This window comes from Daejeonella sp., from assembly GCF_030684675.1.
Taxonomy (GTDB): Bacteria; Bacteroidota; Bacteroidia; order Sphingobacteriales; family Sphingobacteriaceae; genus Daejeonella.
Genome location: NZ_JAUXXZ010000042.1, coordinates 58,068 through 76,734 on the forward strand (window position 1 = coordinate 58,068; position 18,667 = coordinate 76,734).

Consider the following 18,667-nt stretch of genomic DNA (forward strand, 5'->3'; position numbering starts at 1 on the left):
GTCCGAATACTGATCACTTTAAACGGTCTTTTATTATGTTTTCAAGTTCTTCAATTCGCTTTTCCAGCTCGGGTAAGCGCTTTATTATGACCTGCGATTTCAATGAATTCCGATAAGTCATCATTGGGAATCCGTTCCAGCTCATATTCTCTTCTTTTATAGAATTATTAACCGCTGATTTTGCCCCGATATTACTGCCATTGGCTATACTTATGTGTCCAACCATTCCTACCTGTCCGCCAATAACGCAGTTTTCACCAATTTTGGTACTTCCTGATACTCCCGTTTGTGCCGCAATTACCGTATTTGCACCAATTTCCACATTATGAGCAATCTGAATCAGGTTATCCAGCTTTACACCCTTGCGGATAATGGTTGATCCCATTGTTGCCCGGTCTATGGTTGTATTTGATCCTATTTCTACGTTTTCCTCAATGATAACGTTTCCGATCTGGCTTACCTTTCGATAAACACCTTCACCGCCGTTCGCAAAGCCAAAACCGTCACTTCCGATAATCGCACCGGAATGAATAATTGAATTATCACCAATGATACAATTAAAGTACACCTTAACACCAGAATACAAAGTTACATTCTTACCAACAACTACATTATCTGCCAGATAGGCATTCGGATAAATCTTACTACCGTCCCCAATCTTAACATTCGGGCCAATATATGCAAGTGCAGCAATGTAAACATCTTTACCTATCTCAGCACTTGGATGAATAAAACTGGGTTCTTCTATACCGGTTTTATTCGATTTTAAGAGTTCATCGTATTTTTCAAGCAAAACCGAAAATGCACTGTAAGCATTTTTTACTCTGATTAAAGTTGCCTTAATGGGCTGGGAAGGTACAAATTCATCATTTACAATAATGATCGACGCTCCTGAGCCATAAACAAATTGCTCGTACTTAGAATTTGCAAGAAAAGACAAAGAACCCAGCTTTGCATCTTCTATTTTTGCAAGCTGATTTACTGTCACCTCAGGATTACCTTCTACAGTACCTTCAAGTAAAATTCCAATCTGATGTGCAGTTAGTTGCATCGGGCAAATTTATAGCTTATATGTTAACGAACAAATTTTGAACTTATTCGCATGTTTATTAATTGACATCCCTTATTTCCTTAACATAACAGAGTATATACTTCTGTACAGTTTTTGCCAATGCTTCCAGATTAGAATTATCTGATGCTTTGGTAATATCCTGTATAGATCCATTTTTCATCAAAATGTTAATACTCCCGTCTCCAACATGGTAGGCGTTATTCTTTATTGTATCAGTAAATACGAAATACGAGGTGTCATCGTCAGAAACCTCGAATTCATCAGTAACTCTATCGGCCAGTTCATTTATCCATTCCACTGGTGGTGGCTCATTACTGATCTCCACTTTATAAAGGTTTCTGCTGATCAGGTGATTACAAAGTGTTGAAAGGATAAGATCCTCATCATCAGCCCAAACCTTTATCGATGTAAATATATCATTATCATCTAGTTTGGTAAATCTTTCTAGATTTCGGGGGTCGTTTCTGAATTCTTCCCGGCTTACTGAATTCTTCAAAAAATAGGAAAAACAGGGACTGGCAAATAAATTCCTTCCCTCAAGTGATAGTTCTTTTGCCCTTTCCAAAATCTTTACAAGCATTTGCTCAGCAGCAATGACCGTCTTATGAAGGTATACCTGCCAGTACATTAGTCTGCGGGCAATTAAAAATTTCTCTATAGAATAAATTCCCTTTTCTTCAACAACTAACTGATCATCAATAACATCCAGCATTTTTATGATCCTGTCAAAGCTGATTACCCCTTCCGAAACTCCGGTAAAAAAACTATCCCGGTTCAGGTAATCCAGGCGATCAATATCCAGTTGCCCTGAGACCAGCTGATGTAAAAAAGTCTTTGGATAGCGGTTGTTGAATATTTCAAGAGCCATGGTAAGCTTACCATCAAACTCCCGATTCAGATTATTCATCAAAAGTGCCGTGATATGCTCATGTGATACCCCATCAACAATGGTGTGCTCCAGGGCATGAGAAAAGGGTCCATGGCCGATATCGTGAAGTAAAATGGCGATCATCACCGCCTCCTCCTCTTCATAAGAAATTGCCTGTCCTTTACTTTTAATCGTTTCAATTGCCAGACTCATCAGATGCATTGCACCAAGTGCATGATGAAAACGAGTGTGTAAAGCACCAGGGTAAACCAGGTGAGTCATACCCAGTTGTTTGATATAGCGTAAGCGCTGAACATAGGGGTGCTGAATCAAATCATACACCAGTTCTGATGGAATCGTGATGAATCCGTAAACTGGATCATTAATTATTTTCTTCTTATTCAAGATCGGGAGCCTTACGGCACAAAAATTGTTATTTTTAATGACAATTGAATGTATAAATAAGTTCGATGACCTATTAATTATTAATTTTACATTGAAATGCAGGAAACAACCATATTGTGGGCCGACGATGAAATCGACCTGCTAAAACCACATATATTATTTCTGAATGAAAAAGGCTACAGGATTAAAACTGTGACCAATGGTAATGATGCTCTGGATTGTTTCAAAAAAGAAAACTTCGATCTGGTATTCCTTGACGAAAATATGCCGGGTCTTACCGGATTGGAGACTCTGGCCAGAATTAAAACAATAGATCCTGATATTCCAATCGTACTCATCACTAAAAATGAGGAAGAGTATATGATGGAGGATGCAATTGGATTTAAAATAGATGATTATCTGATCAAGCCGGTAAATCCAAAACAGATCTTACTCACAATAAAAAAACTTATTGATAATAAACGTCTGGTCAGTGAGAAAACATCTATGGCCTATCGACAGGATTTCAGAACCCTGGGAATGACACTGAATGAAAATCTAAGCTTTTCAGAGTGGGTAGATGTTTATAAAAAATTGGTGTACTGGGAATTATCTCTTGAGAAACTAGAAGATGATGGTATGCATGAGATCCTGACTGTGCAGAAATCAGAGGCCAATGTTCAATTCTCAAAATTTATTGAAAAAAACTATCTGAAATGGCTTAAAAATCCGGAGGATGGGCCAATTACCTCAAATCAACTTTTTGTTAAAAAGGTTTTTCCATCGTTAGAGCCTAAAAAACCGACTTTCTTCATCCTCATTGATAATTTGAGATATGATCAGTGGAAAATGATCAATTCTCTTTTGATGGATTATTACCGCATCGAAGAAGAAGATAGTTATTACAGCATCTTACCCACTGCAACTCAATATGCCAGGAACGCGATTTTTTCAGGATTTATGCCCTTGGAAATGGAGCGGCATTTTCCCAAAATGTGGCAGAATGATGAGGATGAGGGGGGTAAAAATCTTTTCGAAGAAAAATTTCTTGCTGAGCAGATTCAACGAGTCATGCGTAAGGACTGCAAATTTTCCTATAATAAGATTCTAACCTTTGAACAAGGAAAAAACATTAGTGAAAACCTGAACAATTTAATGGGTAATGATCTGAATGTTATCGTCTATAATTTCGTTGATATGCTTTCTCATGCAAGAACCGATATGGCGATGATACGGGAACTTGCAAACGACGAAGCAGCATACCGCTCTTTAACCCTATCCTGGTTCGAGCACTCACCTCTGCTGGATGCTTTAAAAAAGCTTTCCCAGAAAAAAATAAAACTGATTATTACTACTGATCACGGCACGATCCGGGTAAAGCATCCGAGTAAAGTGATTGGCGACCGTAATACCAATTCAAATTTGAGATATAAACAAGGTAAAAATCTCGATTTCAATTCAAAAGATGTGTTTCATGTCAAAAATCCACATGAGGCAATGCTTCCAAAACTTCACATGAGTTCGAGCTTTATTTTTGCAAAAGAAGATAGTTTTTTTGTTTACCCCAACAATTACAACCATTTTGTTAATTATTTTAACGAAACATTCCAGCATGGGGGCATTTCCATGGAAGAAATGATTGTCCCATACGTTACCTACAGTCCTAAATAGTCTAGTATAACAATTTTATCGCTTTATAATTCGATCTAATGAACATCCGGGTCAATAACGAAGGGGAATTACATGAGGCAGCATCTGAACTGCTAAAGTTTGCAGAAAAAGAAAAAGTCTTTCTGTTTGAGGGCGACATGGGTGCAGGAAAAACAACTCTGATCAAAGCATTATGCTTTGTCCTTGGCATGAAAGAAACAGCAAGCAGCCCTACCTATTCAATAGTGAATGAATATGTCTACCCCGGGGGAAAAATTTATCATTTTGATTTTTTTCGCATTAAATCCCAGAATGAAGCATTCGACATAGGATTTGAAGAATATCTTGCATCAGGAGAACATTGTTTTATCGAATGGCCGCAAAACATCTCCGACCTTTGGCCTCAAAACTACATCAAAATAATGATATCTGAAGGCGAAAGCGGATTGCGCAATATCTATGTAAACAAGGTTTAAACTGAATTATTCTGAATTAAGCCCTTCCTGTTTTAAAAATTTCGTACCTTCATTTCCCTTATTAGAACCCGCATGATGAGTGAATTATCTGACATTGCAAAACAAGCCATGATGCAACCGCAGGAGGCGATGTTGGAGCTTAGAAACAAAAAGAACAACCTCTATATCGGCATACCCAAAGAGACCTCTTTTCAGGAAAACAGGATCGCATTAACGCCTTTATCTGTTGGTTTATTAGTCCAGCATGGACATGAGGTAGTAATTGAAGCCGGAGCCGGTCTGGCTGCCAACTTTACTGATAATCATTACAGTGAACAGGGAGCTCAGATCGTTTATGATAAAAAGGAAATTTACAAAGCTGATCTGATCATCAAAATAGCACCTCCCACAGAGGATGAAGTAGAAATGATGAAGATGGGGCAGGTTCTTTTCTCCGCCCTTCAGATGTCGACCATGAAAGCCGATTTTCTGAAGTCTCTGATGAAAAAGAATATTACCGCACTCTCCTTTGAGTACCTCCGTGATGAAGGAAATGTACTCAGCGTGGTCAGGGCAATGAGTGAAATTGTGGGAGCAACTTCAGTCCTTATTGCTGCCGAATACCTGAGCAACGTTTTTGAAGGTAAGGGCTTAATGCTTGGCGGAATAACAGGTGTACCCCCAACGGAGATCGTTATTTTAGGTGCCGGTACCGTTGGTGAATATGCTGCCCGGACTGCTATCGCTCTGGGTGCCGAGGTCAAGGTTTTTGACAGCTCCATTTACAGGTTACGCCGGCTGCAAAATAATATTGGAAGTCGTGTCTTTACTTCAGTCATTCAGCCTGTAGTATTACAAAAAGCCATTTGTAGTTGTGATGTTGCTATCGGAGCCATTCGCGCCAATCACGGAAGAAGTCCCTGCATTGTTTCGGAGGAAACCGTAAGCAAAATGAAGCCAAACTCTGTGATCATTGATGTCAGTATTGATCAGGGGGGATGTTTTGAAACCTCAAGTGTAACCAATCATACTGTTCCTACTTTCAGAAAGTACGATGTAATCCATTACTGCGTTCCAAACATAGCATCAAGGGTATCACGTACAGCAACCTATGCTTTGACAAATATTTTCACTCCAATCATACTCGACATAGGAGAAATGGGGGGAATAATGAATCTGATTTGGGAAAGACCCGGCATCCGGAATGCAATCTACCTTTATCAGGGAAAACTTACCAATAAAGACCTGTCCGACCGCTTTAATATCCCGATGAAAGATCTGGATTTGCTGATTGTTTCAAACCGCTGATGAAAAAACTGCTATTATTAATTCTCCTTTTCGGATTTTCCGAAGCTTATTCGCAGATTAACAATCCCTATGGTTTACAGGTCATCAATGAGCATGCAGACTACAAAAAATCTGTACGAGAGGATAAAAACAAGCAGCTGATTGAAATCAAAAAAAGTATCCCGGATATTAAACTGGACATCCGTTATGCCGGAAAAAATAATTTTGCTAAACAGGCAGTTTACAAACAGGCAAGAGCATTTGCGAGGCTTCCGGTCGTCGAAGCCCTTAAAAATGTTCAAAATGAGCTCAAAAAATCCGGCTTCGGACTAAAAATATTTGACGGATACCGCCCCTACAGTGTAACGGTTAAATTCTTTGCAATTGCCTCTGATAAGAGTTTTGTTGCGAATCCCAAGGATGGATCACGGCATAACAGGGGTTGTGCAATTGATCTCACCCTAATCGATCTGAAAACCGGAAAAGAACTGAAGATGCCTACCCCCTACGACAGCTTCGCTGCCGAAGCAGCATCAGATTTTATGGACCTCCCTGCCAATGTCATTGAGAACCGTGAATTACTTCGCAACACAATGGAAAAGCATGGATTCAGAGTGCTGAATAATGAATGGTGGCATTTTGATTTTATCGGCTGGAAGAACTATGAATTGATGGATATTCCGTTTGAAGACCTGTAAATCCTCAGGATAATAGTTGAATCAAGAAAATGGACTGTTAGTTTCCTGTTCCTTTGGAATCAATAGACCCCGTTTATCCGCTTTGCGAGAATTTCAAGCTCTTCCACCTCATGAATACTGTTGATCACGATCCGGTGAATTGATTTACCCCTGGGATCCGGATAAGGAAAAGATGATATGTTAATACCATTTTTTAAGAGATCAACTGCGATTTCATCATCCAGAAGCAGAAAAACCGGAAAATCATTGATAAAAAAAAGCTTTTGAGTCGATTCCAGCAGATCAGTAAATAGCCTTAAACTCCTTCGTAAATTATGAAGTTCATGTGTATAAATCGCCTCTGCATGAACAAAAGCATAAAGCATGCCGGGTGATGGTGGTGAACTGCCAACATAAACAGGTGAATTTCTCAGGTTCTTTATACCTGAAGAATTTCCAAGAATCAGACCCGCATCAAAACCCAGTGCTTTGGCCATCGATGCTATTACGAGGGTCTCGATATTGGGTAATTGTGGTAGTCTGCTGAAAATACCCTCTCCCTGATCTCCGGTAATTCCAATTCCATGTGAATCATCTATCAACAAGATAAGCTCTTTAAGGGGATCAATACGTTTTAACCAATCGAAATTATAGATTTCCGGTATCAGATTGTTCAGCGAATTGCTGATAATCATTACAGGTTGATCAGATTTATTGATCAGATCTATAGTCTTCTCTGCCCATTCCTGAAATTTTATCCGTGGTGCTTTGGGTCTTCCAATCCAGAGTGCCGGATGGGTATCAGGAGCATAAATTAACAGATGGGTTTCATAATATTGCTGAACAAGAAGTTGAGCAGCAAGGTATCCGCTCGACAAAAAGATCGAATCTTCAGCTCCAAACCGCCTGGCAGCTTCATTTTCAGCAATGGAAAAAATATCCAGAGTGATATTATTATTTCTGGATGCCCCATGGTTTATTCCGTAGATCTCAATACCTTCAAAAACAAGTTTTTTGAAAGCATGGTTATGAGGCATCCCCAGATAGGCTGTACCACCAAAAAATAGGCTTAAGCCCGTTCCTTTCTTCATTCTCCTTTTTAACCTTATGAATAGACCTGCCTATTTCATTATACTGCTGCGATGTGTCTTTCCGTAATGCAATGTTTTGAGCTCTCCCTTCCCTTTTGGATCAATTCTTAGCTCAAAGAAAAAATCATAATCATCATCGCTAAGCGCAGCAAGGGGTCGGGAAACACCAAAAGCCTCCAACAATTCCAGTAAAGTATTCGAATGCCCAACAATTAAAACTTTATGCCCACTATGTTTTGTTTTTACAAGTTCTGCAATACCACGAAAATCCGGTGCATCAGTTCTGCAGCTTAATGCAACTACAGCCAGAAATACGATAAGCCCGATCTTAATTTTGTTCATAATTCTGATTTTTGTTTTGATAGGTTAACATGCATTGAGGCCCTTAACTAATTGCTAAATCTATTAAAACCGATCAATAGTTTTTATAAATCTGTGTAATCAGCTTTTCCATCTCAGAGCGTATTTCTGCCGTCGGTCTGGTAAAATTATTATTCATGAATGAAAAAATCAGCTTTTTACCTGAAGCTGTGATCAGATAACCGCTCAAATTATGATTGTTAGAGAGACTTCCTGTTTTAGCAAAAACATAGGGTTTATCTGCTTTAAAAAGATTTTTCAATGTTCCTGTTTTTCCACCCTGGGGTAAGAGGTTAAAAAGACGGTCCTGATCCCCTAACTCATCATAAGTCCAGCCTACACCATAAAAATCCCCGGTAAACATGCCTTTTGCCCGATAAATCTTCTTTCCTGTGGCATTGAGTTTTTGCAATACCCGCTGCTCCTTAAATTGAGGATCAAGAAAGGAGGGATCTGCTGTGCCCCAGAAGATTAAGGAATCGCCGCGTTCAACATATTGTAGTCCGGCAATAGAATCCTTTAAAAGCTTCAAACCAGCATAAAAAGTAAATAGTTTAGTGTTCGAGGCAGGAGTAAAATATTTGTCGTCATTTAGCCCGCTAATCATTTTCCTCTTGCTGAGATCATAAAGCGAAAAGCCTGTAAAATGATCATTCAGTATCTCCGAACTCCTGAGCATTTTAAGAATTTTTCGTGGAGGTATCGATTTGGAAAAAGCAGCTTCTATGGCCAGAAAAGATAGGATAATTAATAATAATTGCTTTGTTTTCATCAGAATAATTTAAAATCCGGCAGGACATCGGAGACAGAACGCTTAATTTTTTAAAAATAGAAAAGAATTATGGAATGCTATGCAGTCTTTGGTATATAAGATCTTTAAAAATAGAACTCTGAATATTATATTATGACGTAACTTGTTATGGATAATTGAGTCTCAAAAACAATTTGACTTCAAAGAAAGGATTTTCATTGTACAGGATTTTCTATGCAATAGCAATTATTATTCTATTTGCCGGAAATGTTTTTGCCCAAAAATTCGAGTTCAGCGGAAATAGAAAAAGGGAAACCCTGGCATTCAGGATGATAAAAAACCAGATGGTTATCCCGCTTCATATTAACGGAAAGGGGCCATTCAACTTCATTCTGGATACAGGGGTAGGTCTGGTTCTGATATCTGATCCAAAATTAATTGACTCTGTATCTTTTCAAAATCTTAGAAGCATCTATATTACCGGTTTTGGGGAAGGCGAAAAAATAAGTGCATTCATTGCACCTTCTGTTGATCTTCGAATAGGAAATACGATTGCAAAAAATATTCCGGCGGCAATTCTTAAAAAGGATATTTTTGAATTATCAAACTATGTAGGCATTCCCATACATGGTCTGATCGGTTATGAGTTTTTCCAGAGTTTTGTCGTCAGGCTAAATTTTTTAACAAGCACAATCACTGTTCTTCAACCCGAAAGGGCTTATATCCCAAGAAAGGGTAGCCGGATTCCGCTTAGTATAGAGGAACGAAAGCCTTACATTAATACCAATATTCAACTGAAATCAGGCAAAAAGCTTCCTGTAAAACTCATCATTGATACTGGTGCCGGTCATCCTGTTTCGCTGGAAACAATGGACGGGGTTCCATTTGAATTGCCGGATGAACGTATACGGGGCAACCTTGGAGTAGGTTTAACCGGGCCGATTGATGGTTATATTGGAAGGATATCATCTCTGCAATTAGGAAAATATACACTCAGTAATGTTATTGCGGCATTTCCCGATTATGAAGATGCTGCTTCAAGGGTGTTTTCAATAAACAGAAACGGAAATATGGGTCTAGCAATCATTAAGCGATTTAACGTTGTATTTGATTACAACAGGGGAGCCATGTACATTAAACCTCTTACAACCTTAAAGGAAGCTTTTGAACATGATATGGCCGGAATGGAAATTGGTTCAGCCGGTGAAAATTATGAACGACTCATTATTACCCGAGTTGAACCCTCATCTCCGGCCGAACAAGCTGGTCTTATCCAGGGAGATGAAATTCTTGCCATTAACTTTAAACCAGTGTCAGAAATGTCATTATCGGAAATAGATACTATGTTCAGGTCGCGAAACGGGCGAAATTTTGTAATAGATGTTTTATCAAAAGATGGTAAAAGTAAGGAGAGGGTGATATTAACCCTGAATAAGCGAATTTAATTTATTATCAAAAAGTGTAAAAAAATTATACTTATTCACTTCAATCAATAGATTTGTAAATTCCTTATAACCTAACCATTATATAAAATTCTATGACAATAAACTTTCGCAACTTGCAGTTTGCCGCGATAACGGCACTGATTTTTGTATCCGGACTGGATTATGTTCAGGCACAGGATCGCAACAAACCTGCTGCTCCGGTTACTGAGCCGGCCAAACCGGCAGCTCCGGTAACTGCAACACCTCCCAAAACCGTTATCAGACCTTATAAAGAAGTCATCACTGATAAAGCAAAAACCGATAATGGATTATTCAAGGTTCACAAGCTTGATGGAAAATATTTCTATGAGATACCCGACTCTCTATTCAACCGTGAAATGCTTGTTGTTACCCGTTACGCAAAAACTCCGACAATCGATGGAACTTATGGCGGTGAAGAACTGAACGAACAGATCTGGAAATGGCAAAGAAGAGATAAACAGGTAATGATCCGGATTCCTTCTTACCGCAATATTGCAGACAAAAAAACAGAGATGTTTGAGGCTGTTAAAAATTCAAATCTGGATGCCGTTTTATCTTCATTTGATATCAAGGCTATCAACAAAGATTCCAATTCGGTGGTTATTGATGTAACTGATCTGTATGCAAAAGACGTTCAATCCCTTGGTTTGCCACAGTCGATACGTACTCAGTATAAAATAACAACCATGGACGATACCCGTACTTTTATCGATACGATCAAATCCTTCCCAATTAATATTGAGGTTCGTTCACTAAAAACATATCGTGCTACAGATCCTCCCGGAGATAAATCGATTGGCTCAATCACTGTCGAGATTCACAATTCAATGCTCTTATTACCAAAAGTGCCTTATAAACCCCGGTTTTCTGATGACCGGGTTGGATTTTTCGGGCAAAGCCAGACAGATTACGGCCTGGATGAGCAAAAAGCACAGGTTACACGCTATATTCACCGCTGGAAACTGGAACCCAAAGATCCGGCTGCTTACAAGCGTGGTGAATTGGTAGAACCTAAAAAGCAAATCATTTATTATATCGATCCGGCTACACCTGCTAAATGGAGACCCTATCTGATCGCGGGAGTAAAAGACTGGAATGCAGCATTTGAAGAAGCAGGATTTAAAAATGCAATCACTGCAATGGAAGCTCCACTAAACGATCCCGACTGGTCGCCTGAAGATGCACGCTATTCTGTGATCCGTTATTTTGCTTCGAATATTGCCAATGCCTACGGTCCGCATATTTCTGATCCCCGTTCCGGAGAGATTATGGAATCAGATATAGGCTGGTATCATAATGTTATGAACCTGGTTCGGAACTGGTTCTTTGTTCAAACCGCGGCCATCAACCCTGAAGCCCGCAGTCCTAAATTCAGGGATGAAGTTATGGGTCAGCTGGTACGTTTTGTATCTTCCCATGAGGTTGGACACACCCTTGGACTTCCTCATAATTTCGGATCAAGTGTAGCATATCCCGTCGATTCCCTGCGTTCACCATCTTTCACCAAAAGAAAGGGCGGAACAGCACCATCAATCATGGATTATGCACGATTTAACTATATAGCCCAGCCAGGAGATGAAGGAGTTGTGTTATATCCGGGAATTGGAGACTATGATAAATGGGCTGTTAAATGGGGATATACCTGGTTTGATAACCAAACACCTGAAGAAGAAGCAAAAACATTGAACAAATGGACCATAGAAAGAGCCGGAAACCCTGTTTATTTCTACGGTCAGCAAACAGGAAACCCGATCGATCCGCGTGCTCAATCCGAAGATCTTGGTGATGATGCTATGAAAGCTTCTAAATATGGAATTGCCAATCTGAAACGTATTTTACCAAATATTGAAAAATGGACCTATGAAGAAGGTAAGCCATACGATAACCTGAAAGAACTCTATGGTGAAGTACTAAGCCAGTGGAATCGTTATATGGGTCATGTACGTTCAAATATTGGTGGCATCTATGAAGATGATAAAACCTATGAACAAAAGGGCCCGGTTTACACTCATGTAGTTAAGGCAAAACAAAAGGAAGCCGTAAAATTCATAAACGAACAAGCCTTTATGACACCGGGCTGGATGCTTGATCAGAATGTGCTTAACAAATTTGATAATGCAGGAATTGTTGACCGTTTAAGAAGAACGCAAGTAGGGGTCCTGAACGGAATTCTTGATTTTGGACGTCTGAACCGGGTTATTGATAATTCTGTTAAAAATGGGGTTAATTCATATCCGATGGATGAATTATTTGCAGATCTGCGTAATGGCATTTGGTCAGAATTGAAAACCGGAGCCAATTTAGATACTTATCGCCGTAATTTGCAGCGTGCCTATATCGAAAGGATGTCATACCTTCTGAATGAAAATGAAACTCCGGTACCTCCGCAATTTGCAGCTTTTGCCGGACCACAGATTGATGTTTCACAATCAGATATCCGTCCGATGGCCAGACAAGAACTTAAATTACTGTCAGTGCAGGTTAAATCAGCATTACCTAAGTATTCAAACCCGGTATTAAGAGCACATCTTGATGATGTACTGGTTCGTATCGCTGAAGCTTTGGATCCTAAAAAATAACAATTGCTTTTCACATAAAAGCCCTGGCAAATTATTTGACCGGGGCTTTTTATTTAATGAGTTTTGGTAAATTAGAGCAATTATCATCCTATGAAAATCTTTTCAATTACCGCATTATTACTGCTATTTATTACTGGTGGAATATTTGCCCAATCTGATTCTCTGGTTGTGCTAAAAGCCGATTGGAAGAAAGAGAAAATAGCATCCGGAGTTCGTTTAAAGACTTTCTGGTTCAATAAATCACTCTTTAATTCCAATCAGAACATAAGTATTCTGGAGATAAAACAAAAAGGAAGCCTCTTTTTTGATCTGGGCTATGATCCCAAAATACTTCAGAAGACCAGTGATTTTGGCAAACAAAATAATGCCCTGGCAGCATTAAACGGGACTTTCTTTGATATTGCAAATGGAGGCTCAGTAGATTATATCCGTGCAAATGGCCTTGTAATCAATGAAAACCGTCTCGGAAAGAGTGGGAATAGGGCGGGACATCAGGAATCGGCACTTGTGTTCAATGAAGGTAAGTTGAGTATTGCAAAATGGAATGGGAAATATGACTGGGAACAATCTATTGAGGCTGAAGATATTATGGTAAGCGGGCCACTCCTGATCCTGCATCAGACAGTTGAAAAATTGGATACAGCAAATACATTCAATAAAACCAGACATCCCCGAACCGCTGTAGCCATAACAAAAAACAAGCGGGTTCTGTTAATCACAGTAGATGGACGGAATGAAAATTCTGCAGGCATGAGCCTATTCGAACTGACAAAGCTGATGCGCTGGTTAAATGCCGCTGATGCGATTAATTTGGACGGGGGTGGATCAACCACATTATGGATAAATAATTATATGGAAACAGGGGTTGTCAATTTCCCTACCGATAATAGAAAATGGGATCACGAAGGTGAGCGAAAGGTTGCAAATGTGGTGCTTTTGAAGAAAAAATAATCTCAAAATGGTCACATATCTGTTAATTATGTAGCCAGTTCTCTGAATTACACCAATTATATTTATTTTTCGTTAAATTCATGTAAACTATCAGGATGAATTATTAGATATGAACAGGTCCGAAGATAACTATGTCTATCTTATCAATAAAATTGATGGTTTTATACGAAAGTATTACCTGAATAAAGTCGTAAAGGGTTCCATATTTTTGGCTTCGTCTTTCCTTGCTGCCTACTTAATTTTCACATTTGCAGAGTATTGGGGTCATTTTGATCCAATAATAAGAAGTATTCTTTTCTATACATTCATAACAGGCAACACCTTCGTTCTTGCTGCCTATATCATACTTCCTCTATTAGCTTATTTCAGGCTTGGAAATACAATCAGCCATGAGCAGGCTTCTGCGATAATTGGCAGACATTTTACACCTGTAAAAGACAAATTGCTAAATACTTTGCAATTAAAAAAGCTATCTGAACTTAACCCTGAACAGCGCAGCCTTATTGATGCCAGTATTAATCAAAAGGTTGCCGAACTAAGACCAGTTCCATTTACTTCTGCGATTCATATTAATGAAAACCGAAAATATTTAAAATACCTGTTAGCCCCTTTAGCAATCATCATAATTGTTTTCTTTGCAGCACCCTCTATTCTCAGTGAAAGCACAGAGCGATTGATAAATCATAATAAACGATTCGTTAAAAAGGCTCCATTCAGTTTTGAAATTATAAATGAGCAACTCTCTGTTGTACAGGGAAGTGATTTTACTCTGTTGGTAAAACTTACAGGTAATGAAATCCCTGATGAAATTTACCTTGAAGACGGACTTAATACCTTTAAACTTGAAAAGGATAATATCATCAGATTTAAATACACTTTCAGAAACCTGCAGAAAAACAAAAAGATAATATTGAAGGCTGGTGAATTCCGCTCAGAAGATTATGTACTTGAAGTAAAGGCCCGACCTACACTTCTTGATTTTGATGTATTAATTGAATATCCTGCATACATCAATAAAAGCAATGAAAAGCTCGAAAACACCGGTGACTTAACGGTTCCGGAAGGTTCACGTATCCGTTGGAAATTCAGAGCACAAAACTCCGACCAGATTGATATGGTTATGGACAAAAAAAGTTTTCTTTTAAAGGAATCCGGAGAAAACCTGTTTAACTTTAGTTTTAAGGCCTTAAAAAACCTGTCCTACAGTATCAGACCCCTGAATTCCGAAGTTCCTGAATCAGACGGTGTTTCTTATGAATTAAGGGTGATACCCGATCTTCTTCCTATAATTGATGTGAACGAGCGGGCTGATTCTGTTAATTCCAGGCTGATTTATTTTGTTGGACAAGCCAGTGATGATCATGGTTTTTCAAAACTGAATTTCAATTACAGGGTGCTTTCTGAAAAAACGAAAAAGGGTGAAAAATCAGAGATCAGGTCTGTAAAATTTGATAAAAATGCTCTTCAGAGTAATTTCTTCTATATATGGGATGTTAACGAAGCGCTTGCAAAACCTGGAGAGCAAATTGAATATTATTTTGAACTATTTGATAATGACGGAGTTAATGACCCAAAATCTGTTAAATCATCTATAAAAACTCTGAAATTACCCTCTGAAGCGGAGTTAGAGAAAAAACTGGAGGCAAACTCCGTACAGATTAAGAAAAAGATGGAACAGGCGATCAAAAAATCTGCTCAGCTTGAGAAAGATACAAAAAGATTGAACCAGGAACTTCTGAATAAGAAAAGTCTCTCATTTGAAGAAAGAAAGCAAATCGAAAACCTTCTTCAGAAACAAAAGGAGATTGACGAATTAGTCAAAGAGATCCAAAAGGAGAACAAGCAAAATTTAGCTGAACAGCAGGAAGAAAATGAACAGATTCTTGAAAAACAAAAACAAATTGAGGAGCTCTTCAATAATGTCCTGGATGAAAAGACGCGCGAAATTTTAAAGAATATCGAAAAGCTTCTTGAAAAAAACAATAAAAACTTAACCCAGGAAGAGCTGTCTAAAATGCAGATGGACAATAAATCACTACAAAAAGAGCTTGACCGCATTTTAGAACTTTACAAACAGCTTGAATTCGATCAAAAACTTACCAATACGATAGAAAAACTGAGTGAACTGGCCAGGGATCAGGAAGAACTGAGTGAAAAATCACAGGATAAAAAGGCAGAACTTGAGGAATTAAAAGATGAACAAAAACTGCTTCAAGAAGATTTCAAAGAATTGAAAGAAGAGCTCAGTGAGCTGGAACAAAAAAATGAAAAGCTTGAACAAAAGAATAATTTTGAAAATCAGGAAAAGGCCAAGCAGGAAATAGACAAGGAACAACAAAAAAGCACTGAAAATCTGGAGAAGAAAGATCAGAAGAAAGCTTCAGAAAGCCAAAAGAAAGCTGCTGCAGATATAAAAAAGCTGACAAAAGATTTGCAGAGTATGCAACAGGAATCTGAGGAAAAGGAAAGCGAAGTTAATGTAAAAAGCCTTCGCGAAATTCTGGACAATCTCATTACAAGCTCTTTTGATCAGGAAAAAACGATGCAAACAGTACGACAAACTAATACAAGTGATCCGAACTATACTATACAGAGCCAAAAACAGAAAGACATTCAGATAAATCTGAAAATGATTGAGGATAGCCTGTACTCTCTGAGTAAAAAGGTTCCTCAGATTCAATCCGTTGTGAACAAAGAAATTCAGGCAATAAATTTTAATGTCGGAAGAGCCATAGAAAGTCTTGGTGAGCGACGTACAGCCGAAGCAAACCGCAACCAGCAATTTGCTATGACTTCTATCAATAACCTTGCTTTAATGTTAAATGAAGCCCTGGAGCAATTACAACAAGCGCAGCAGAATGGCAAACCAGGGGGAAAGGGTAAACAAAAACAGAATCTTTCACAGCTTAGTAAAATGCAGGAACAATTGAATAAAAACATGCAAAAAGCAAGGGAAGATATGCAAAAACAGGGTCAGCAGAAAAGCGGACAACAGGGCAAAAGTAGCGGGGAAATGAGCGAACAGTTGGCGAAAATGGCACGAGAGCAACAAATGATAAGACAGGCGATGCAAGAGATCAATAAAATGGAAAATAAGGATGGAAAGGGTGCTTTGGGGAATCTGGATAAATTAATGAAAGAGATGGAACAAACTGAAACAGATCTCGTAAACAAACGAATACAACAGGAAACACTAAGCCGACAACAGGAAATTCTCAGTAAACTACTTGACGCAGAAAAGGCCGATCGGGAACGCGAACAGGATCAGAAAAGAGAAAGTAAAGAGGGCATTGCACCACCACCTGTTAATTCAATTATTTTGCAGGAATTCCAGAAAATCAAGCAAAAGGAAATCGATTTGCTAAAAACCGTGACCCCTTCATTGAATTCATTTTACAAAATAAAAGTGAGGGACTATTTTAAATTTTTAAATTCGGGGGATAAATGAGTAAGCAGACAGAATTTTCAGATAATACTTCATTGTATACTCTGCAATTACCTTCCAGGATTGACAGTATTACCATCGTTGAAAACTTCATAGATAAGCTGAGTGCAAAATATGGTTTTAGCGATGAGCTTTATGCAAATGTGCTTACCTGCCTGAGTGAGGCTGTGATCAATGCAATTGTTCACGGAAATCGCGAAAGCTTAGAAAAAAAGGTATACATCAACCTCGAGGTTATCGAAGATAAGCGACTTATTTTTACAATATCTGATGAAGGTGATGGCTTTGATTTTAATAATCTGCCTGATCCAACCGCTCCTGAAAACATTGAAAATTTAACTGGCAGAGGGGTATTCATTATCAAAAAGCTTGCTGATCAGTGTATCTTTAATTCTAAGGGTAACGAGCTCGAACTCCATTTTAAAATTTAATGGGCCAAATACCTATTAATTTCTTTACTGAAGACATATCCTTTAACATAAAACAAAGGGGACTGGTCAGAACCTGGATCAGGAATACAATTATTGCCGAAAATCATCGGCTCAGGCTTTTAAATTTTATTTTCTGCAGTGATGCCTACCTCCTGAGTATCAATCAGCAATATTTGAATCACGATACCTATACAGATATCATTACTTTCGATAATAGCGATATTAAGCAGGAAATCGTCGGAGATATTTTTATCAGCCTGGACAGGATCAGGGAAAACGCCAAAGAACTGAATATAAATGAAATAGACGAGCTTCACAGGGTAATGATCCATGGAACACTCCACCTCCTTGGATATCCGGATAAAGGTAAGTCTGCAAAAGCTCTCATGACAGAAAAAGAAGATCTCTATCTGTCAAAGAGAGCCTTTTGAGTTTATTGCATCGGAACCTCGATGATCAATACTCTGGAATTTTCACTGAACTTGAATTCTAATTTTCCGGTGTCGTAAACACCCATCGCATCACGAGTATTTAAAAGTTCGCCTTCCAATTCTGCCTGACCGTCAATCACAAATACATAAGCACCGTTTCCCGGATGCTGTATGTTATAATAAGCCGTTTTACCACTATCAAACGTACCCAGACTAAAGAATGCATCCTGATTGATCAACATGACATTCTCTCCCTCATGTGGCGAAACAAGTGTCAGAAATGAATTGTTTGCTTTCTCAAGGTCATACCTCATCTGGTCGTAACGGGGTTGAATATTACGCTCCTTTGGAAATACCCAGATTTGGAGCAAACCCGCTTCCTCAGTAGAAGAACCATTAAACTCCGAATGACGGATTCCGCTTCCTGCTGACATGACTTGTACTTCACCATAAGTGATATTACCCTCAGAACCCAGACTATCCTTGTGGGCCAGTACTCCTTTTAAAGGGATGGTTACAATTTCCATATTGTCGTGACCATGGGTCCCAAACCCCATTCCCGCTGCAATAATATCGTCGTTCAACACTCTTAACAAGCCAAAATGAACCTTTGAAGGATCCTGAAATTGGGCAAAACTAAATGAATGAGCTGCTTTCAACCAGCCATGATCCTGAATTCCACGATCTGCTGCGCGATGAATAATCTTTTTCATGTTTTTGATTTAAATTACTTGTTTAAACACACAATATTAATTCCAAACTTAGTAAT

At 38.7% G+C, this 18,667-nt stretch carries 16 protein-coding genes; 10 read left to right on the forward strand and 6 right to left on the reverse strand.

Translation table 11 applies throughout. From position 1 onward, the window contains the following. Positions 1 to 13 precede the first annotated feature (13 nt). Entirely contained in the window at positions 14 to 1,051 is a 1,038-nt protein-coding gene (lpxD, locus tag Q8M41_RS08590) for a UDP-3-O-(3-hydroxymyristoyl)glucosamine N-acyltransferase (RefSeq protein ID WP_305364844.1), read from the reverse strand. Positions 1,052 to 1,109: 58 nt separating this feature from the next. Beyond that, entirely contained in the window at positions 1,110 to 2,345 is a 1,236-nt protein-coding gene (locus Q8M41_RS08595) for an HD domain-containing protein (protein WP_305364845.1), read from the reverse strand. Between the two features lie 96 nt (positions 2,346 to 2,441). Between Q8M41_RS08595 and Q8M41_RS08600 the strand changes: the two genes are divergently transcribed. From Q8M41_RS08600 to Q8M41_RS08615, 4 genes are all read left to right on the forward strand, one after another. Beyond that, complete coding sequence (locus tag Q8M41_RS08600) at positions 2,442 to 3,995, forward strand: bifunctional response regulator/alkaline phosphatase family protein (protein WP_305364846.1); 1,554 nt, start codon at positions 2,442 to 2,444, stop codon at positions 3,993 to 3,995. 38 nt (positions 3,996 to 4,033) lie between these two features. Further along, a complete protein-coding gene (tsaE, locus tag Q8M41_RS08605; RefSeq protein ID WP_305364847.1) occupies positions 4,034 to 4,450 on the forward strand; it encodes a tRNA (adenosine(37)-N6)-threonylcarbamoyltransferase complex ATPase subunit type 1 TsaE in 417 nt (138 codons plus the stop codon). A 75-nt stretch (positions 4,451 to 4,525) separates the two neighbouring features. After that, on the forward strand, positions 4,526 to 5,737 hold the full coding sequence (locus Q8M41_RS08610) for an alanine dehydrogenase (protein WP_305364901.1): 1,212 nt from the start codon (positions 4,526 to 4,528) through the stop codon (positions 5,735 to 5,737). After that, positions 5,737 to 6,414 carry a M15 family metallopeptidase gene (locus tag Q8M41_RS08615; protein ID WP_305364848.1) on the forward strand — a complete coding sequence of 226 codons (678 nt, stop codon included), beginning with the start codon at positions 5,737 to 5,739 and terminating at the stop codon, positions 6,412 to 6,414. The genes Q8M41_RS08610 and Q8M41_RS08615 overlap by 1 nt, the downstream gene beginning before the upstream one ends. Positions 6,415 to 6,473: 59 nt before the next feature. Here Q8M41_RS08615 and Q8M41_RS08620 read toward each other — a convergent pair whose 3' ends face one another. The 3 genes from Q8M41_RS08620 to Q8M41_RS08630 form a co-directional block, all read right to left on the reverse strand. Beyond that, complete coding sequence (locus Q8M41_RS08620; RefSeq protein WP_305364849.1) at positions 6,474 to 7,484, reverse strand: aminotransferase class I/II-fold pyridoxal phosphate-dependent enzyme; 1,011 nt, start codon at positions 7,482 to 7,484, stop codon at positions 6,474 to 6,476. Between the two features lie 30 nt (positions 7,485 to 7,514). Further along, positions 7,515 to 7,826: a hypothetical protein gene (locus Q8M41_RS08625; protein WP_305364850.1), complete on the reverse strand. Its 312-nt coding sequence runs from the start codon at positions 7,824 to 7,826 to the stop codon at positions 7,515 to 7,517. Positions 7,827 to 7,899: 73 nt separating this feature from the next. Then, complete coding sequence (locus Q8M41_RS08630) at positions 7,900 to 8,616, reverse strand: D-alanyl-D-alanine carboxypeptidase (RefSeq protein ID WP_305364851.1); 717 nt, start codon at positions 8,614 to 8,616, stop codon at positions 7,900 to 7,902. A gap of 173 nt (positions 8,617 to 8,789) precedes the next feature. Between Q8M41_RS08630 and Q8M41_RS08635 the strand changes: the two genes are divergently transcribed. The 6 genes from Q8M41_RS08635 to ybeY all read left to right on the forward strand — a co-directional run bounded on the left by Q8M41_RS08635 (position 8,790) and on the right by ybeY (position 17,898). Beyond that, positions 8,790 to 10,040: an aspartyl protease family protein gene (locus tag Q8M41_RS08635; RefSeq protein WP_305364852.1), complete on the forward strand. Its 1,251-nt coding sequence runs from the start codon at positions 8,790 to 8,792 to the stop codon at positions 10,038 to 10,040. Positions 10,041 to 10,132: 92 nt separating this feature from the next. Then, on the forward strand, positions 10,133 to 12,640 hold the full coding sequence (locus tag Q8M41_RS08640) for a zinc-dependent metalloprotease (protein ID WP_305364853.1): 2,508 nt from the start codon (positions 10,133 to 10,135) through the stop codon (positions 12,638 to 12,640). 90 nt (positions 12,641 to 12,730) lie between these two features. Next, on the forward strand, positions 12,731 to 13,591 hold the full coding sequence (locus Q8M41_RS08645; protein WP_305364854.1) for a phosphodiester glycosidase family protein: 861 nt from the start codon (positions 12,731 to 12,733) through the stop codon (positions 13,589 to 13,591). A gap of 109 nt (positions 13,592 to 13,700) precedes the next feature. Further along, complete coding sequence (locus Q8M41_RS08650; RefSeq protein WP_305364855.1) at positions 13,701 to 17,039, forward strand: DUF4175 family protein; 3,339 nt, start codon at positions 13,701 to 13,703, stop codon at positions 17,037 to 17,039. Next, on the forward strand, positions 17,036 to 17,467 hold the full coding sequence (locus tag Q8M41_RS08655; protein ID WP_305364856.1) for an ATP-binding protein: 432 nt from the start codon (positions 17,036 to 17,038) through the stop codon (positions 17,465 to 17,467). Before Q8M41_RS08650 ends, Q8M41_RS08655 begins: the two co-directional genes overlap by 4 nt. Then, a complete protein-coding gene (gene ybeY, locus Q8M41_RS08660; protein WP_305364857.1) occupies positions 17,467 to 17,898 on the forward strand; it encodes an rRNA maturation RNase YbeY in 432 nt (143 codons plus the stop codon). Before Q8M41_RS08655 ends, ybeY begins: the two co-directional genes overlap by 1 nt. Positions 17,899 to 17,900: 2 nt before the next feature. Here ybeY and Q8M41_RS08665 read toward each other — a convergent pair whose 3' ends face one another. Next, positions 17,901 to 18,611: a pirin family protein gene (locus Q8M41_RS08665; RefSeq protein ID WP_305364858.1), complete on the reverse strand. Its 711-nt coding sequence runs from the start codon at positions 18,609 to 18,611 to the stop codon at positions 17,901 to 17,903. Positions 18,612 to 18,667: the final 56 nt, after the last annotated feature.

Bases quoted from the DNA above. Each gene is read 5' to 3' on its own strand.
- Q8M41_RS08640 (WP_305364853.1), top strand. From the start codon at position 10,133: ATGACAATAAACTTTCGCAACTTGCAGTTTGCCGCGATAACGGCACTG.
- Q8M41_RS08645 (WP_305364854.1), top strand. From the start codon at position 12,731: ATGAAAATCTTTTCAATTACCGCATTATTACTGCTATTTATTACTGGT.
- Q8M41_RS08650 (WP_305364855.1), top strand. From the start codon at position 13,701: ATGAACAGGTCCGAAGATAACTATGTCTATCTTATCAATAAAATTGAT.
- Q8M41_RS08610 (WP_305364901.1), top strand. From the start codon at position 4,526: ATGAGTGAATTATCTGACATTGCAAAACAAGCCATGATGCAACCGCAG.
- Q8M41_RS08615 (WP_305364848.1), top strand. From the start codon at position 5,737: ATGAAAAAACTGCTATTATTAATTCTCCTTTTCGGATTTTCCGAAGCT.
- Q8M41_RS08620 (WP_305364849.1), bottom strand. From the start codon at position 7,484: ATGAAGAAAGGAACGGGCTTAAGCCTATTTTTTGGTGGTACAGCCTAT.
- Q8M41_RS08600 (WP_305364846.1), top strand. From the start codon at position 2,442: ATGCAGGAAACAACCATATTGTGGGCCGACGATGAAATCGACCTGCTA.
- Q8M41_RS08625 (WP_305364850.1), bottom strand. From the start codon at position 7,826: ATGAACAAAATTAAGATCGGGCTTATCGTATTTCTGGCTGTAGTTGCA.
- Q8M41_RS08630 (WP_305364851.1), bottom strand. From the start codon at position 8,616: ATGAAAACAAAGCAATTATTATTAATTATCCTATCTTTTCTGGCCATA.
- tsaE (WP_305364847.1), top strand. From the start codon at position 4,034: ATGAACATCCGGGTCAATAACGAAGGGGAATTACATGAGGCAGCATCT.
- Q8M41_RS08655 (WP_305364856.1), top strand. From the start codon at position 17,036: ATGAGTAAGCAGACAGAATTTTCAGATAATACTTCATTGTATACTCTG.
- lpxD (WP_305364844.1), bottom strand. From the start codon at position 1,051: ATGCAACTAACTGCACATCAGATTGGAATTTTACTTGAAGGTACTGTA.
- Q8M41_RS08665 (WP_305364858.1), bottom strand. From the start codon at position 18,611: ATGAAAAAGATTATTCATCGCGCAGCAGATCGTGGAATTCAGGATCAT.
- ybeY (WP_305364857.1), top strand. From the start codon at position 17,467: ATGGGCCAAATACCTATTAATTTCTTTACTGAAGACATATCCTTTAAC.